This is a genomic window from Stenotrophomonas sp. Sm2128 (assembly GCF_030985535.1).
GTDB classification, from domain to species: Bacteria; Pseudomonadota; Gammaproteobacteria; order Xanthomonadales; family Xanthomonadaceae; genus Stenotrophomonas; species Stenotrophomonas maltophilia.
In genome coordinates this window covers 32871-50114 of sequence record NZ_JAPTFQ010000010.1, presented here as the reverse complement: position 1 = coordinate 50114, position 17244 = coordinate 32871, and the positions used below count along the sequence as shown (strand labels likewise).

The window sequence follows — 17244 nt, the reverse complement described above, 5'->3', positions numbered from 1 at the left end:
TGTTTTCCAGCATCACAGATGGCCATGAGCACCACTGTCTACGGTTTGAAGAACTGCGATACCTGCAAGAAGGCGACCAAGTGGCTGGACCGCTTCGGCGTGCCGTACACCTTCGTCGACTACCGCGACAACAAGCCCAGTCCGGAAATGCTGCTGGAATGGGCCGCGCAGCTGGGGGGGCTGGCGGCGATGGTCAACAAGTCCTCCACCACCTGGCGGCAGTTGCCGGACAACCGCAAGGCCGCGGACTCCGAGGCCGAATGGAAGCTGCTGCTGCGCGAGTATCCGCAGCTGATCAAGCGCCCGCTGGTGGTCACCGCCGATGGCAAGGCCAGCCAGGGTTTCAGTGACAATGGCTTCAAGGCACGCTTCGGCGTGGGCGACGCATGAGCGCGGTCCTCGACCTGACCTGCGAGCTGATTGCGCGACCTTCGGTAACGCCGGACGATGCTGGTTGCCAGGCGCTGTTGGCGGCGCGGCTGAAGCAGGCCGGATTCCAGTGCGACCATCTGCGCCTGGGCGACGTTGACAATCTGTGGGCGACCCATGGCCAGGGCGCGCCGGTGCTGGTTCTGCTGGGCCACACTGACGTGGTGCCCACCGGCCCGCGCGAGACCTGGACCAGCGACCCGTTCACCCCACAGATCCGCGATGGCGTGCTGTATGGGCGCGGTGCCGCCGACATGAAAGGCAGCGTGGCGGCGTTCGTGGTGGCCGCCGAGCAGTTCGTCGCCGACCATCCCGACCATCCCGGCACGCTGGCGGTACTGCTGACCAGCGACGAGGAGGGCGATGCCATCGACGGCGTGCGCCATGTCGCACGCCTGTTCGCCGCACGCGGCCAGCGCATCGACTGGTGCATTACCGGTGAACCGTCGTCGACCGCGACGCTGGGTGACCTGCTGCGCGTGGGGCGTCGCGGCAGCCTGTCGGCCAAACTGCGCATCCAAGGCGTGCAGGGTCACGTGGCGTATCCGGAAAAGGCACGCAATCCGATTCACCAGGCGGCTCCGGCCCTGGCCGAACTATGCGCGCGGCGCTGGGACGACGGCTACGAGAGTTTCCCGCCGACCAGCCTGCAGATCTCCAACATCCACGCCGGCACCGGTGCCAACAACGTGATTCCCGGTGAGCTCGACGTGGATTTCAACATCCGCTACAACCCGCACTGGGATGCGCCGAAGCTGGAGGCGGAGATCACCGCACTGCTGGACCGGCATGGCCTGCAGTACACGCTGAAGTGGCATCGCAGCGGCGAGCCGTTCTACACCCCGGAAGGCACGCTGCGCGCCGCCGCGCGTGCGGTGCTGGCCGAGCACATCGGCCGCGCGCCAGAAGAAAGCACCGGCGGCGGCACCTCCGATGCACGCTTCATCGCGCCATTGGGCGCGCAGTGCATCGAAGTAGGCCCGGTCAATGCCAGCATCCACCAGGTGGACGAGAACGTGCGCGTGGACGATCTGGAAGCGTTGCCGGGGCTGTACCAGCGGCTGGTGGAACGGCTGCTGGTGTGACGATGGTGGTGTGAGGATGGTGGATGCCGACCGTGGGTCGGCACACCTTCCGCGCAGGACTGCAGCCGGGCCCTGGTCCGAAAAGATGAATAACGGCGGCATGATCGCCTTTTCCCAGTAGCTTGGCGCGGCCATGTAGAAACGCTGCGCCTGGGGGCCGGGCGAACAAGCCGGCCGCCGCTGGCAGGGCCGAAGGCGGGTGAGGGTCTGGTAGGCCGCCAGGCCCAGGCAGGGCAGGGCAACCAGTGCCCCGGTGCCTCGGTTGCCGACGCAACTGTTGCGCCGCGCTGGAAACCGGGGTAGGGTCGATGCCATGTCGATCCGTCTGGCCACCGCCGTCAACAACAACAACCGCAATAATCTGCGCGCGAATAATCGTGCGCGGCCGATGCGGGACTGCGCCCTGGGTAGATAGACAGCAACACACGCCCGGACACCAGAAAACCCGCATCAGCCGATGCGGGTTTTTTTGTGCCCGGGCGCAGCCTGCCCGGGCCTGGATGGCCGGTCGAACACCTTCCCACCCGTGAAATTCCCCAACAGGAGCTCCCCCATGTGTTCGATCTTCGGAATCTTCGGCCTGCAGGCCGGTGACGATCTTCCCACCCTGCGCCGCCACGCGCTGGAACTGTCGCAACGCCAGCGCCACCGTGGCCCGGACTGGAGCGGCGTGTACCTCGACGAAGGTGCGCTGCTGGTCCATGAACGGCTGGCCATCGTCGATCCGGCCGGTGGTTCGCAGCCGCTGCTGTCGGCCGATGGCCAGCTGGCGCTGGCGGTGAACGGCGAGATCTACAACCACCAGGCGTTGAAGGCGGCGCTGACCACCCCCTACGACTTCCAGACCGGCTCGGACTGCGAGGTGATCAACGCGCTGTACCGCCAGGGCGGCGCGCCGGCGCAGTGGCTGGAACAGCTCAACGGCATCTTCGCCTTCGCGCTGTGGGACCGTGACAGTGGACGCGTGCTGGTGGCGCGCGACCCGGTCGGTGTGGTGCCGCTGTACTGGGGCCACGACGCCCAGGGGCGCTTGCGCGTGGCCTCGGAAATGAAGGCGCTGGTCGATACCTGTGCCGATGTCGCGCAGTTCCCGCCGGGCCACTATTTCGACAGTGCCAGCGGTGAACTGGTGCGCTACTACCAGCAACCGTGGCGTGACTATGCCGACGTGCAGGGTCGCCAGGCCGATCTGGCCGAACTGCGCCAGGCCTTCGAGCATGCAGTGGAACGCCAGTTGATGAGCGACGTGCCGTACGGCGTGCTGCTGTCCGGTGGCCTGGACTCGTCGCTGGTGGCGGCGGTAGCCGCGCGCTACGCACGTCGCCGCATCGAGGATGGCGGGCAGACCGAAGCCTGGTGGCCGCGCCTGCACTCGTTCGCGATCGGCTTGAAGGGCTCGCCCGATCTGGCCGCCGCTGCCATTGCTGCCGAAGCGCTGGGTACCGTGCATCACGGCTTCGAGTACACCTTCGAGGAAGGCCTCGATGCGCTGCCGGAAGTGATCCGCCACATCGAAACCTACGACGTCACCACCATCCGCGCCTCGACGCCGATGTTCCTGCTGGCGCGGCGGATCAAGGCGATGGGGGTGAAGATGGTGCTCTCCGGCGAGGGCAGCGATGAGATCTTTGGTGGCTACCTGTATTTCCACAAGGCACCGGATGCGCGTGAATTCCACGAGGAGCTGGTGCGCAAGCTCGACGCGCTGCACAACTACGACTGCCTGCGTGCCAACAAGTCGATGATGGCCTGGGGCGTGGAGCCGCGTGTGCCGTTCCTCGATCGTGAGTTCCTTGATGTGGCGATGCGCTTCGATGCCGCGCACAAGATGGTCGGTGCCGGCTTTGGCGGCCGCCGCATCGAGAAGGCGGTGCTGCGCGAGGCGTTCGATGGCTACCTGCCGGACAGCATCCTGTGGCGGCAGAAGGAACAGTTCAGCGATGGTGTCGGCTACGGCTGGATCGACGGGCTGAAGGCGCATGCCGAGGCGCAGGTGAGCGACCGTGTACTGGCGGCGGCCGACAAGCGCTTCCCGCACAACCCGCCGCAGACCAAGGAGGCGTACTACTACCGCCACCTGTTCGAGCAGTTCTTCCCGAGCCGCGCGGCCGCCGAGACCGTGCCGGGCGGCAAGTCGATCGCCTGTTCGTCGCCGGCGGCGATCGCCTGGGACGCCAGCTTCGCCGCCGCTGCCGACCCTTCGGGACGCGCGATCGCCGGCGTGCACGAGCAGGCACTGGCCTAAGCCCCAAAATGGGGACGGAGGGGATTAAGTCGTAAGTGGCACAAACGACTTAATCCCCTCCGTCCCCTTTTTGTATGATCGCCCCCTGCGCATTGGGGAATGTTCATGGACGTACAGGCAGGCGGCAACGCGCCGCCCACGAAATGGGGATGGCGTTATCTGGCGTGGGCCGGGGTGCCGTTGCTGGCCGGCGTGCTGCTGGCGCGGTATGCCGGGCCGACGGCGCCCGAGATGGTCGCCCGTGCCACGGTTGCTGCCGAAGGCAGCTGGGCGCAGCATCTGGCGTCACCGCTGGGCCTGTTCCTGCTGCAGCTGCTGGTGCTGTTGCTGGTGGCCAAGGGGGCGGGTGCATTGCTGAAGCGGCTGGGCCAGCCGGCGGTGATTGGCGAGATGGCGGCCGGCCTGATGATGGGCCCGCTGGTGCTCGGCAGCCTGCTGCCGCAGTTGCATGGTGCGTTGTTCCCGGCCAGCTCGTTGGGGCCGCTGGGCATGCTCAGCCAGCTGGGCGTGCTGATGTTCCTGCTGGTGGCCGGTGCCGAGCTGGACCTGGCGGCACTGCGCGGCCGCCGGCGTTTCGCCTTCACGGTCAGCCATGCCGGCATCGCGGTGCCGTTCGTGCTCGGCGTCGCCCTCGCGATCTGGCTGTATCCGCAGCACGGCCCGCAGGGCGTGGGCTTCACTGCATTCGCGCTTTTCGTTGGCATCTCGATGAGCATCACCGCCTTCCCCGTGCTGCTGCGCATCCTTGCCGACCGCGGCATCACGCAGACGCCGCTGGGGCAGACCGCCATCGCCTGCGCGGCATTGGGCGATGCCACCGCATGGTGCCTGCTGGCACTGATCGTGGCGGCTGCACAGGCCAGTGGATGGCTGCCGGCCAGCCTCAACCTGCTGTGCGTGGTCGCCTTCGTGGCGCTGATGCTGGGGCTGGTGAAGCCGTGGTTCGCCCGCCAGCAGATCGCGCCGGGCCGTGAGGGGCGCTGGCTGCTCGGCATCCTGCTGCTGTCGCTGGGCAGTGCCCTGATCACCGAAATGCTGGGCATCCACGCGCTGTTCGGTGCCTTCGCTGCGGGCGTTGCGGTATCGTCCAACGCGCAGCTGCGCGACCTGTTGATGGCCCGCGTCGAACCGTTTGCGGTGACCCTGCTGCTGCCGTTGTTCTTCGCCATGACCGGCCTGCGCATGCGCGCCGATGCGCTGCAGGCCAGCGACATCGTGTTGTGCGGGGTGGTGATCGTGGTGGCTACGGCTGGCAAGCTGCTGGGCACCTTCAGTGCTGCACGCAGTGCCGGCATGCCCACGCGCGAGGCGTGGCGGTTGGGCGCGTTGATGAACACCCGTGGCCTGATGGAGCTGATCGTGCTCAACCTGGGTTACGAGCTGGGCCTGCTCGGCGACCGCCTGTTTGCGGTGCTGGTGGTCATGGCGCTGGTGACCACGGCGATGACCGGGCCGCTGCTGAACCTGATCGAGCGTCGCAGGGCTTGAGCGTTGAACGGTAGTGCCGGCCGCTGGCCGGCAACCTCATGATGCTGGACACACCTGCATCGATGCCGGCCCGTGGCCGGCACTACCGCGCCGGCACCAGTGTCATCACGTGCTGTGCCTTGCCGGGCAGGAAGGGCGTCGGCCGTCCATGCACCCAGTCCTCGTGGCCGGCGCCCCAATAAGGTGACAGTGGATGGCCGCTCTGGCCGCCGGGCATGTGCACGATGCCGTCGGCCTCGTGGCCGGGCGAGACCACCATGCGCTCGGAAGCACCGAAGTTCGGCGTCTGCACGCGTGGCATGTCACGGTCGCCGGGCAGCTGGTCGGCGGGCATGCACAGCCAGCGCTTGGCGATGCCCGGCAGCGCCCGTGCGATGGGGTGGCAGATCGCCGCAGTGTTGCGTTCGCCCCAGCTGCGCTTGGACAGCGGTCCCTGCTTGGCCAGCTCGCTCTCGGTACGGCGTGCCGCGTCGATCAGCAGCGCATCCCAGCTGTCGAAGGCCGGTGGCAGCAGATGGGCCGGACGCTGTTGCAGCATCGGCCAGGCCACGCCTTCCAGCTGCGCCAGTCGCGGGTCGAGGTAGTCATCACCCAGCTGCGCATTGGCCGGTGCCAGCAGTGCATCGGACAACGTCTCCATCACCTGGGTGCGGAATTCACGTACTACCCGGTAGCTGACCGAACTGGCCGCGGCACGACCGCCCCATTGATGGCTGACTTCCCTCAAACGCTTCAGTGCAGGGTCGTCACTGCGCTCGATGACGTCGTGCAGCAGGGCCCACCAGCGCTGCAGGAACACCGCGCGATCGTCGAGCTGGATCGCCAGCAGGTCGTGCTCGTCGAAACGGTCCTGGATGGCGAGCAGATCGCGGATCTGCCGCGCGCGGGCGCCAAGGTCATAACCACCGTTGCCGACATTGGCCAGTGCCTCGCCTTCGAGGACGCGGCCGTTGGCGGTCCACAGGCGATGGTTCGGTGGGTCGATCAATGCCGGCGATGCGTCGCTGCGGATCGGCCAGGGGGCGCAGTCCTGGTTGTTGGCGGCGGTGAAGCCGGCCGGTGCACAGCCCGGACCGCGGTCGGGGCGGGCGCCGATCAGGCGCCAGGCGATGCGTCCGCTGCGGTCGCCGACCACCAGGTTCTGTGCGGGGATGCCGGCGTGGTCGGCGAATTGCAGGGCACTGTCCAGGTCACCGGCGCGGGCCAGGTCACCGAAGTCCAGGCGCACCGCGCCGGGCAGGTGGGCGACCCAGCGCAGCGCGTCGCCGCTGCCATCGGCATGCGTGTGCAGGATCGGCCCCCAGTCGGTTTCGCGCACCGGGAACAGCACGTCGGCCTGGCCGGCCACCGCAATCCGCTCTTCATGCACGGTCACTGCGGCGTTGGCTGGTTCAGTGCGGTAATCGGCGGTATCGATGTAACTGTTGGTGAAGCCCCAGGCGACGTGGCCGTTGCTGCCGACGATCACCGCCGGCAGGCCAGGCAGCGAGAAACCGGTGACGTCGACCTGTCCGCCCGCGGCCTGCGGGTCGGGGTAGCGCAGGCGCACGCGGAACCACAGACCCGGCGCGCGCAGGCCGAGATGCATGTCGTCGGCGACGATCGCGCGACCGTCGGCGGTGAGCGCGCCGGCCACGGCGAAGTTGTTGCTGCCGATGACATCGGCCTCTTCCTGCTCGGTGCCCGGTTTCGCCTGCAATGTGCGCAGATCCAGCTGGCTGGCATCGGGCAGGGCAGCGTTGCCGGTCGGTTCGCCGAACAGTGGCGCATCCCATTCGGTGCCGTCGTGGGCGATCAGCGCGTACAGCGCCGGCGGCACCACCGCGCGGATGCGGCTGAGCGCAAGCTCGGTCTGGTTGTTCGGGTCCTGCAGGTCGGCGTACATGGCCAGACCGGTCAGCACGCTGTCGCTGGCCTGCCAGGGCTGCGGCGACTGCCGCAGCAGCAGGTAGGCCCATGGCCGCACGGAGAGGCCGGCCAGGCCCTCATTGACCCCACCGACATAGGCGCTCACGGCGTCGACGTTGTCGCCCAGCGCAGCCTGCATGTTCGCCTCGGTGCGCGCGCGCAGCCGATGCACGCGCATGCGCTTGTCGGCATCGATCGCTTTCGGGCCAAACAGTGCGGACAGTTCGCCGGCCGCGCTGCGGCGCATCAGGTCCATCTCGAAGTAACGTTCCTGCGCATGCACGCGGCCGAGTGCGCGCATCGCGTCGGCCTGGCTGGTGGCGGTGATGGTGACCACGCCCAGCGCATCGCGCTCGATGGTGACCGGCCTGGCCAGGCCGGGCAGCGCATGCTCGCCGTCCAGGTCGGCCAGGCTGCCACGCAGCAGCAGCCACAGGACCAGTGCGGTAACCAGCACGATGGCGACCAACACGCCCAGCACCCAACGCCATGTACGTCGCATCGCACGTCCTTTCCGAACTCGTGGGCCGATTGTAGCCGCAGGCGCAACTGCGACTGATTCCGATTAGATCACCGTATTTTGAAATGCGGCACCCTATGCCGCATCGATTCACAGGAGCCCCCCATGAAAGGCAACCCGGACGTCATCGCCTGCCTGAAGGAACTGCTGCGCGGCGAGCTTGCTGCCCGCGACCAGTACTTCATCCATTCCCGCCGCTACGAGGACCAGGGCCTGTTCGCGCTGTACGAACGCCTGAACCACGAGATGGAAGAGGAAACCCAGCACGCCGATGCGCTGCTGCGCCGGATCCTGTTCCTGGGCGGCGACCCGGACATGCGCCCGCATGCCACCGAGCCGGGCAAGACCGTGGAAGAGATGCTGCAGAAGGATCTCGACACTGAATACGCGGTTCGGAACAATCTCGCCGCCGGCATGAAGCTGTGCGAGGAAAAGGGCGACTACGTGAGCCGCGACATCCTGTTGGCCCAGCTGAAGGACACCGAGGAAGACCACGCCTGGTGGCTGGAGCAGCAGCTGGGCCTGATCAAGCGCATCGGCCTGGAGCTGTACCAGCTGAGCAAGATCGACGGCAACGGCGCCCCGGCGCACTGAGCCGGAGGTGGCGCCGGGCAATTCCCGGCGACCACCCGGTAGAGCCGACCGCTGGTCGGCTGCTTTTCGGTAGAGCAGCCGACTGACAGTCGGCTCTACCAGGAGCAAAAGGCAGCCGACCAGCGGTCGGCCCTACCAGGCGCACAAAGCAATGTCGCCCGCCAGCACCGGAGCATCGCCAGCCAGCCTTCGCCAGCCAGCTGCTCCACCGCCCGCCAGCCGACAACGAAAAAGCCGGGGAATTCCCCGGCTTTTTCGTGTCCGGGGCAGGGCCCCAGCGGTCATTCCACCGACAACCCTTCTACCTTCTGCCAGCCGCGCGGCAGCAGGTGGCCGCGGGTGGCGCGGGCGCCGAGGTAGGCGTCGAGTTCGTTGAACTTCAGCCCCATCGTGCGCTGACCGCTGCGCACCTGCAGGGTCTGCCCCGGGCTGATCGCCACGATGGCGACCACGCGTTCAGTGGCGAGCTTGGCCTTCGGGATCTCGATGATCTTGTTGCCCTTGCCCTTGTCCAGTTCCGGCAGGTCGTTGGCGGCGATCGCCAGCAGGTTGCCGGAACTGGTCACCGCCACGATGCGGTCGGTGGCCACGTTGGCGACCATCGACGGGGTGAGCACCGACGAGCCGGACGACAGGTTCAGCATCGCCTTGCCGGCCTTGTTGCGACCGATCAGGTTCTCGAAGCGGGTGACGAAGCCGTAGCCATGGCTGGAGGCCAGCACGAAGCGGGCATCCGGCTCGGCACTGGCCAGGGTCACGAAGCTGGTGCCCGCTGCCGGCGAGAAGCGGCCGGTCAGCGGCTCACCGTTGCCACGCGCGGAGGGCAGGGTGTGCACCGGCGTCGAGTAGGCGCGGCCCTCGCTGTCGAGGAACGCGACCTGCTGGGTGCTGCGCGCACGCACCGCGCCCTGCAGGGCATCACCGTCGCGGTAGGAGAGGGCGGACGCATCGACGTCATGGCCCTTGGCGGCACGGATCCAGCCCTTTTCCGACAGCACCACGGTCATCGGCTCGCTCGGCACCAGCTCGGTCTCGTCGATGGCCTGCGCGGCCTGGCGCTGCACCAGCGGCGAACGGCGCGCGTCGCCGAACTTCTTGGCGTCGGCCGTCAGTTCGTCGCGGATCAGCTTCTTCAGCTTGGCCTTGCTGTCGAGGATGCCGAGGATCTTCTCGCGTTCCTTGGCCAGCTCGTCCTGCTCGCCGCGGATCTTCATCTCTTCCAGGCGGGCCAGCTGCTTCAGCTTGGTTTCCAGGATGTACTCGGCCTGTTCCTCGGACAGGCCGAAGCGCGCGATCAGCGCCGCCTTCGGTTCGTCCTCGGTACGGATGATGTGGATCACCTCGTCCAGGTTGAGGAAGGCGACCAGCAGGCCTTCCAGCAGGTGCAGGCGGCGCTCGACCTTCTGCAGGCGGTGCTGCAGGCGGCGGGTGACGGTGTTGCTGCGGAAGGTCAGCCATTCGCTGAGCAGCATCTTCAGGTTCTTCACCTGCGGACGGCCGTCCAGCCCGATCACGTTGAGGTTGACGCGGTAGCTGCGCTCCAGGTCCGTGGTCGCGAACAGGTGGCCCATCAGCTGGTCGGCGTCGACGCGGTTGGAACGTGGCACCAGCACCACGCGCACCGGGTTGGCGTGGTCGGATTCGTCGCGGATGTCTTCCAGCCACGGCAGCTTCTTGGCGCGCATCTGCGCGGCGATCTGCTCGATCACCTTCGACGGCGACACCTGGAACGGCAGCGCCGTCACCACGATGTTGTTGGCTTCCTTGTTGAAGGTCGCACGCGCACGCACGCTGCCGTTGCCGGTCTCGTAGATGTTCCGCAGATCGTTGGCGGCGGTGATGATCTCGGCGCTGGACGGGTAGTCCGGGCCCTGCACGTGCTCGCACAGGTCGCGCACGGTCGCATCGGGGTTGTCCAGCAGGTGCAGCAGTGCGCTGACGATCTCGTTGAGATTGTGCGGCGGCACGTCGGTGGCCATGCCCACGGCGATGCCGGTGGTGCCGTTCAGCAGCAGGTGCGGCAGCCGTGCTGGCATCCAGGTCGGTTCCTGCAGGGTGCCGTCGAAGTTCGGTGCCCAGTCGGTGGTGCCCTGGCCCAGTTCGCCCAGCAGTACTTCGGCGATCGGGGTCAGCTTGGATTCGGTGTAACGCATCGCCGCGAACGACTTCGGGTCATCGCTGGAGCCGAAGTTGCCCTGGCCCTCGATCAGCGGGTAGCGGTACGAGAACGGCTGCGCCATCAGCACCAGCGCCTCGTAGCACGCGCTGTCGCCGTGCGGGTGGTACTTACCGATGACGTCACCGACGGTGCGCGCGGACTTCTTCGGCTTGGACGCAGCATTCAGGCCCAGCTCGCTCATCGAATAGATGATGCGGCGCTGCACCGGCTTCAGGCCGTCGCCGATGAACGGCAGGGCGCGGTCCAGGACCACGTACATCGAGTAGTCGAGGTAGGCGCGTTCGGCGTACTCGCGCAGCGGCAGTTGTTCGAATCCGTGGAACACGGGGCGGGCAAGTTCGGTCATGCGGCGTTGTTACCTATGTCGGGAGGCGGCGACGGCGGTCGCCGCTCGCAATCCTGTGATTATCCGGATGCGGCGGGGGATGCCAAGCCACGTGCAGGGTCCAGCCCGGTTTCCAGGCCGTGGCCGGCCCGCGCCAGGTAGCGCCCCGGTGGCAGCCCGAAGTGGCGGCGGAACACGGTGACGAAGGCACTGGCGCTGCTGAAGCCCAGTGCATGGGCGATGTCGGCCACGCTGCGGCCATCGGTCAGCTGGCGCAGGGCTTCGGACAGGCGGGCCTGTTGCCGCCACTGGGCGAAGCTGAGCGTGGTCTCGTCGCGGAAGTGACGGGTCAGGCTGCGCGGCGACAGGCCGGCCCAATGCGCCCATTCGGCCAGGCTGCGCTCGTCGGACGGGTCGGCCAGCAGCTGCGAGGCGATCTTCAGCAGGCGCCGGTCGTGCGGCATCGGCAGGTGCATGCGCTGGCGCGGCGCGGTGCGGATCTCGTCCAGCAGCACCTCGATGATGTGCTGGCGCTCGGGCGTGGTGTCATAGCCCAGCGGCCATTCGCAGATGCGGTCGGCCAGCGCCTGCGCCAGCTTGGACAGGCCCAGTACGCAGGGATCGGCGGGCAGGGTGGCGCAGGCCGGCGCGGCCAGCGCCATGCCCCAGCCGCGCAGCGGACCGTCCAGGGTCACCGTATGCGGCTCCAGCGGCGGCATCCAGCCGGCCGAACCCGGCGCCAGCGACCACGTCCCGTGCGAGGTGCGGGTGGTCAGCAGGCCACGCTCGACACAGATCAGCTGGGCGCGCTGGTGGTGGTGCCAGTCCACTTCCCGGACCAGCCCCTGCGGGCTGTCGAAGCGGAAAGCGACCACCGGTGGGCCATCGTTGCGCTCGAACCAATCCAGTGCGTCGTCCCTGAGCAGGCGCTTGGGAGCGGGAATTTCTGCCTTGTTCATCATGTCCGCTGGCTGAAATGTGTCATCCATTGGCTGAATTGTACTACCGGGCCACCTGACCAGATCATTAAGGTAGGCGCCTTCATTGATCCAGCCCACTGCTGCAACACAGCATTCGATGCCAGATCGAATATTTCCATTGAGAAATATTTTTTTTGGAAGAGAATGCTCCCCCATGATCTGTCCTGCAACCACTCCCCCCAGTTTCGGCCTGCTGCTGCGCCAGGTGCGCGACGGCCTGGTCCGGCAACTCGACGCGTCCATGGCTGAAGAAGACCTGGGTATCGGCTTCACCCACTACATCGGGTTGAAGGTGCTCTCGCACATGGCCCCGTGCACGGCCAACGAACTGGCCCAGGCCATCGACCAGGTACCCAGCGCAGTCACCCGCCTGCTGGACAAGCTCGAGGCACTGGGCTGCGTCCGCCGCGAACCGCATGCGCAGGACCGGCGTGCGCTGCAGATCGTGCTGACCGATGAAGGCCGCGCATTGTGGGCGCGGTTGAAGCTGCGCGGCGACGCGGTGATGGATTACGCCCTGCGTGATCTTTCCGCCGACGAGCGCACGCTGCTGCTGTCCCTCCTTACCCGAATCCGCGATTCCCTGACGACCCCATGAACCCGATCCCGCATTCCACTCTCCGCCGGTCCGGGCGCGCGCTGCTGGTGTCAGCGCTGGCCCTGGCCCTGGCCGCCTGCGCCAGCAGTCGTGGCCTCAACCCGCAGGGCCACGTGCTTGACGTGGACAGCCTGCACAGCGAACGCACCCTGGCCGACACCGACCTCAGCGCCACCGGCTTCCCGGCGCAGGACTGGTGGAAGGCGCTGGGCGATGCGCAGCTGGACGCGCTGGTCGCCGAGGGCCTGGCCGGCCACCCGAGCCTGGACGCCGCCGACGCGCGCCTGCGCCAGGCCCAGGCCCAGGTCGGCACCGCACGTGCCGATGAGCTGCCCAGCCTGTCGGTGTCCGGTGGCTATACCGGGCTGCGCCTGCCTGAGTCGATGGCAGGCAGCGAGATCGGTGGCCATTACGCCGGCAGCAGCCAGGTCGCCTTCGACTTCAGCTATGGCGTGGACCTGTGGGGCGGCAAGCGCGCCGCCTGGGAAGCGGCCGTGGACGGCGCGCATGCGGCCACCGTCGAGGCGCAGGCCGCACGCCTGAACCTGTCCACCGGCATCACCCAGGCCTATGCCGACCTGGCCTACGCCTGGCAGCTCAACGATGTGGCCGAGGAAGAGCTGGCCCGTTCGCAGAAGTCGCTGGAACTGACCCGCCAGCGCCGCCGCGCCGGCATCGACAGCGATCTGCAGGTGCGCCAGGCCGAGGCCCGCGTACCGGCCGCGCAGCAGCAGGTGCAGGCCGCACAGCAGCGGATCGACGCGGCCCGCACCGCACTGGCCGCGCTGGTCGGCAAGGGCCCGGACCGTGGCCTGTCGATCCAGCGCCCGCAGCCGCTGAACCCGGTGGCGCTGCAGCTGCCGGGCGTGCTGCCCAGCGAACTGCTGGGCCGTCGCCCCGACATCGTTGCCGCACGCTGGCGCGTTGAAGCGGCCGACAAGCAGATCAAGGTTGCCAAGACCAGGTTCTACCCGAGCTTCAACCTGACCGCGCTGGCCGGCGTGGTCGCCCCGAACGTGGGCGACCTGCTGAAGAGCAGCTCCACCTTCGCCTACATCGGCCCGGCGCTGAGCCTGCCGATCTTCGAAGGCGGCAAGCTGCGCGCCAACCTCGCCAACACCGATGCGCAGTACGACCTGGCGGTGGCCAACTACAACCAGGCCGTGCTCGACGCACTGCGCGACGTCGCCGACCAGGTCAACGCGGTGCGCTCGCTGGCGCAGCAGGCGCACTCGCAGCAGCAGGCGGTGGATACCGCACGCTCGGCCTTCGACCTGGCCCAGCAGCGTTACCGCGCCGGCATCGGCAGCTACCTGGACGTGCTGACCGCGCAGTCCACCCTGCTGCAGTCGCAGCAGCAGCTGGCCGGCCTGCAGTCGCAGCAGGTGCAGTCCTCGGTGCGCCTGAGCAAGGCGCTGGGCGGTGGTTTCCAGCCCGCTGACGCCGACCGCGCACCGATCGCCTCCCATTCCGATTCCTCGCATTCCTGAAGACGCCCGCCATGAGCCAGACCCAAGACACCGCGGCCCCGGCCGCCCCCAACCGCCGCGGCAACCTGCTGCGCGGCCTGTTCGTGATCGTCGTGCTGCTGCTTGCCGCACTGGCGCTGTGGTACTTCATGTTCGGCCGTTGGTTCGAAGAGACCGACGATGCCTACGTGCAGGGCAACCAGGTGCAGATCACCCCGCTGGTGGCCGGTACCGTGGTCGCCATCAACGCCGATGACGGCATGCGCGTGGAGCGCGGCCAGCTGCTGGTGCAGCTGGACCCGTCCGACACCGCGGTGGCACTGCAGCAGGCCGAAGCCAACCTGGCCAAGACGGTGCGCCAGACCCGTGGTCTGTACCGCAGCGTGGAAGGCGCCCAGGCGGACTTGAACGCCCGCCAGGTGACCCTGAAGCGCGTGCGCGACGACTTCGCCCGCCGCAAGGACCTGGCCGCCACCGGCGCCATCTCCAACGAAGAACTGGCCCACGCCCGTGACGAGCTGGCTGCCGCCGAAGCGGCCGTGGCCGGCTCGCGCGAGACCGTCGAGCGCAACCGCGCGCTGGTCGACGACACCGTGATCGCCACCCAGCCGGACGTGCAGGCGGCTGCCGCGCAGCTGCGCCAGGCCTTCCTCAACAACGCCCGCGCCGGCATCGTCGCGCCGGTCACCGGCTACGTCGCCCGTCGTTCGGTGCAGGTCGGCCAGCGCGTGCAGCCGGGCAATGCCCTGATGGCCGTGGTGCCGACCGAGCAGATGTGGGTCGAGGCCAACTTCAAGGAAACCCAGCTGCGCCACATGCGCCTGGGCCAGGAAGTGGAGCTGAAGTCGGACCTGTACGCCGGTGACGTGAAGTACAAGGGCCGCATCCAGAGCCTTGGCCTGGGCACCGGCTCCGCGTTCTCGCTGCTGCCGGCGCAGAACGCCAGCGGCAACTGGATCAAGATCGTGCAGCGCGTGCCGGTGCGCATCGCCATCGATGCCAAGCAGCTGGCCGAACACCCGCTGCGCATCGGCCTGTCGATGAAGGCCGAAGTGAGCCTGCGCGACCAGAAGGGCGAAGTGCTGCCGAGCACTCCGGCCAAGGGCACGGTGTTCGACACCGACGTGTATGCCAAGCAGTTGCATGATGCCGACGAGGTGATCCACACGATCATCCAGGGCAACCTGCCGCAGCAGCAGGCGAAGGTGGGCTGAGGTCGCCATGTCCGCACAAGCTCCAGCCGCGCCCGGCGCTCCGGGCGCACCGGCGGCGCCGGGTGCGGCCTCCGGGTTCCTGCCGCCCAGCGTCGCACTGTGCACCGTGGGCCTGGCGATGGCCTCGTTCATGCAGGTGCTCGACACCACCATCGCCAACGTCTCGCTGCCGACCATCGCCGGCAATCTCGGCGCCAGTTCGCAGCAGGCGACCTGGGTCATCACCTCGTTCGCGGTCAGCACGGCCATCGCGCTGCCGCTGACCGGCTGGCTCAGCCGCCGTTTCGGCGAACGCAAGCTGTTCGTCTGGGCCACGCTGGCCTTCGTCATCACCTCGCTGCTGTGCGGCCTGGCGCAGAGCATGGGCATGCTGGTGCTGTCGCGTGCGCTGCAGGGGTTCGTTGCCGGCCCGATGTACCCGATCACGCAGTCGCTGCTGGTCTCGATCTATCCGCGCGAGAAGCGCGGGCAGGCATTGGCACTGCTGGCGATGATCACGGTGGTTGCGCCGATCTGTGGTCCGATCCTCGGTGGCTGGATCACCGACAACTACAGCTGGGAGTGGATCTTCCTGATCAACGTGCCGCTGGGCATCTTCGCTGCGCTGGTGGTGGGCAACCAGCTGAAGGGGCGCCCGGAGCAGATCGAGAAGCCGAAGATGGACTACGTCGGCCTGGTCACCCTGGTGATCGGCGTCGGTGCGCTTCAGCTGGTCCTCGACCTGGGCAACGACGAGGACTGGTTCTCGTCGATGAAGATCGTGGTGCTGGCCTGCGTAGCGGTGGTGACGCTGACGGTGTTCCTGATCTGGGAGCTGACCGACAAGGATCCGATCGTTGACCTGAAGCTGTTCCGGCACCGCAACTTCCGCGCCGGTACGCTGGCGATGGTGGTGGCCTACGCGGCGTTCTTCAGCGTGGCGCTGCTGATCCCGCAGTGGCTGCAGCGTGACATGGGCTACACCGCGATCTGGGCGGGCCTGGCGACGGCGCCGATCGGCATCCTGCCGGTGATCATGACCCCGTTCGTGGGCAAGTATGCGTCGCGCTTCGATATGCGCATGCTGGCCACGGTCGCGTTCATCGTGTTGTCGATGACCAGCTTCCTGCGATCGAACTTCAACCTGCAGGTGGACTACATGCACGTGGCCGGCGTACAGCTGATCATGGGCATCGGCGTCGCGCTGTTCTTCATGCCGGTGCTGCAGATCCTGCTGTCGGACCTGGATGGACGCGAGATCGCGGCGGGCTCCGGCCTGGCCACGTTCCTGCGTACGCTGGGTGGCAGTTTCGCGGCGTCGCTGACGACGTGGCTGTGGGCGCGGCGCACCCAGGTGCACCATGCCGACCTGACCGAGCATATCTCGGCCTATCAGCCGGGCATGCAGGACCAGGTCACGGCGATGGGGCAGGGCGACCTGCAGCACGGCGCAGCGGTACTGAACAACATGATCAACCACCAGGCATCGCAGATGGGCTTCAACGACATCTTCTTCCTGCTGGGCTGGATCTTCCTGGCGATCATTACGTTCCTGTGGCTGGCCAAGCCGCCATTCGGCGCAGGTGCGGGTGCAGCCGCCGGTGGTGGACACTGAAACTCCCTGGAAACACCGTGCTGTATTTTGACCCCGCCGCGAGGCGGGGTTTTTGTTGGCGCGACGCTGGTCGCGCGGGCATTGCCCTCGGGGTGGTGCAACGGCGCAGGTTCAGCGAGCCGGTATGGCAGTGTGGGCAGATGATGCTGCGCTGCATTGGTGCGTCCTTTGGGGGAGAGGAGGGGCGCTGGTCAGGTCGTGGCGATACACCTGCAACCGGCTCCCGCAAATCTGCCTCCCACCGAAAAGGAATCGGGTGGATCTCGACTAGGAAAAGTACGAATTGAACGGGGAACGTGAAATGCGCCCCAAAAGGGGGCCGTTCAAGGTCTGGTGACGACGCGCCGGGAGGAGGTATGCACCCGCAGACGACGCCCTGACGGTGCGAGATACGACAGTCCGAGTGGCGGTTGCGATGCCAGGATCGCCAAACCCCGGAAACGAAAAAACCCGCTTTCGCGGGTTTGATCATCTTGAGTCGTGGTGCCCAGGAGAGGACTCGAACCTCCACGGTTTTACCCGCTAGTACCTGAAACTAGTGCGTCTACCAATTCCGCCACCTGGGCGACTCAGGAGATGAATTGTGCGGGACGGCAGAGAGTGTGTCAACAACATT

Annotated in this window: 12 protein-coding genes and 1 tRNA gene; 9 read left to right on the top strand and 4 right to left on the bottom strand. The window is 67.4% G+C overall.

Features of this window, described 5'->3' with window-relative positions; translation table 11 throughout:
• The first annotated feature begins 18 nt into the window (after positions 1-18).
• The 4 genes from O0K41_RS04970 (at position 19) to O0K41_RS04955 (ending at position 5247) form a co-directional block, all read left to right on the top strand.
• Positions 19-390 carry an arsenate reductase gene (locus O0K41_RS04970; protein ID WP_171039728.1) on the top strand — a complete coding sequence of 124 codons (372 nt, stop codon included), beginning with the start codon at positions 19-21 and terminating at the stop codon, positions 388-390.
• Complete coding sequence (gene dapE, locus O0K41_RS04965; protein WP_005408758.1) at positions 387-1514, top strand: succinyl-diaminopimelate desuccinylase; 1128 nt, start codon at positions 387-389, stop codon at positions 1512-1514. The genes O0K41_RS04970 and dapE overlap by 4 nt, the downstream gene beginning before the upstream one ends.
• 553 nt (positions 1515-2067) lie before the next feature.
• Positions 2068-3759, top strand: a complete 1692-nt coding sequence (gene asnB / locus O0K41_RS04960; RefSeq protein ID WP_108270484.1) for an asparagine synthase B — start codon at positions 2068-2070, stop codon at positions 3757-3759.
• Positions 3760-3858: 99 nt separating this feature from the next.
• Positions 3859-5247 (top strand): cation:proton antiporter, encoded by a 1389-nt coding sequence (locus tag O0K41_RS04955; RefSeq protein WP_164222267.1) that lies wholly within the window; start codon positions 3859-3861, stop codon positions 5245-5247.
• A gap of 82 nt (positions 5248-5329) precedes the next feature.
• Here the strand turns inward: O0K41_RS04955 and O0K41_RS04950 are convergent, their stop codons facing one another.
• Positions 5330-7657 carry a penicillin acylase family protein gene (locus O0K41_RS04950; protein WP_108270482.1) on the bottom strand — a complete coding sequence of 776 codons (2328 nt, stop codon included), beginning with the start codon at positions 7655-7657 and terminating at the stop codon, positions 5330-5332.
• Between the two features lie 123 nt (positions 7658-7780).
• Between O0K41_RS04950 and bfr the strand changes: the two genes are divergently transcribed.
• Complete coding sequence (bfr, locus tag O0K41_RS04945) at positions 7781-8269, top strand: bacterioferritin (protein ID WP_005408763.1); 489 nt, start codon at positions 7781-7783, stop codon at positions 8267-8269.
• A gap of 281 nt (positions 8270-8550) precedes the next feature.
• Here the strand turns inward: bfr and parC are convergent, their stop codons facing one another.
• Both parC and O0K41_RS04935 read right to left on the bottom strand, forming a co-directional pair.
• Positions 8551-10794: a DNA topoisomerase IV subunit A gene (gene parC, locus O0K41_RS04940; protein ID WP_005408764.1), complete on the bottom strand. Its 2244-nt coding sequence runs from the start codon at positions 10792-10794 to the stop codon at positions 8551-8553.
• Positions 10795-10853: 59 nt separating this feature from the next.
• Positions 10854-11735, bottom strand: a complete 882-nt coding sequence (locus tag O0K41_RS04935) for a helix-turn-helix transcriptional regulator (RefSeq protein ID WP_005408765.1) — start codon at positions 11733-11735, stop codon at positions 10854-10856.
• A gap of 172 nt (positions 11736-11907) precedes the next feature.
• Here O0K41_RS04935 and emrR point away from each other — a divergent pair, with 172 nt between their 5' ends.
• Genes emrR through emrB form a run of 4 tightly spaced genes read left to right on the top strand, consistent with a single transcriptional unit; the run spans position 11908 to position 16628 of the window.
• A complete protein-coding gene (gene emrR, locus O0K41_RS04930) occupies positions 11908-12351 on the top strand; it encodes a multidrug efflux system transcriptional regulator EmrR (protein ID WP_005408766.1) in 444 nt (147 codons plus the stop codon).
• A complete protein-coding gene (gene emrC, locus O0K41_RS04925; RefSeq protein ID WP_033834101.1) occupies positions 12348-13841 on the top strand; it encodes a multidrug efflux transporter outer membrane subunit EmrC in 1494 nt (497 codons plus the stop codon). The genes emrR and emrC overlap by 4 nt, the downstream gene beginning before the upstream one ends.
• Positions 13842-13852: 11 nt before the next feature.
• Positions 13853-15034 carry a multidrug efflux MFS transporter periplasmic adaptor subunit EmrA gene (gene emrA / locus O0K41_RS04920; RefSeq protein ID WP_049451302.1) on the top strand — a complete coding sequence of 394 codons (1182 nt, stop codon included), beginning with the start codon at positions 13853-13855 and terminating at the stop codon, positions 15032-15034.
• A gap of 7 nt (positions 15035-15041) precedes the next feature.
• Positions 15042-16628 carry a multidrug efflux MFS transporter permease subunit EmrB gene (emrB, locus tag O0K41_RS04915; protein WP_005408769.1) on the top strand — a complete coding sequence of 529 codons (1587 nt, stop codon included), beginning with the start codon at positions 15042-15044 and terminating at the stop codon, positions 16626-16628.
• A 481-nt stretch (positions 16629-17109) separates the two neighbouring features.
• Here the strand turns inward: emrB and O0K41_RS04910 are convergent.
• Positions 17110-17194, bottom strand: a tRNA-Leu gene (locus O0K41_RS04910).
• Positions 17195-17244: the final 50 nt, after the last annotated feature.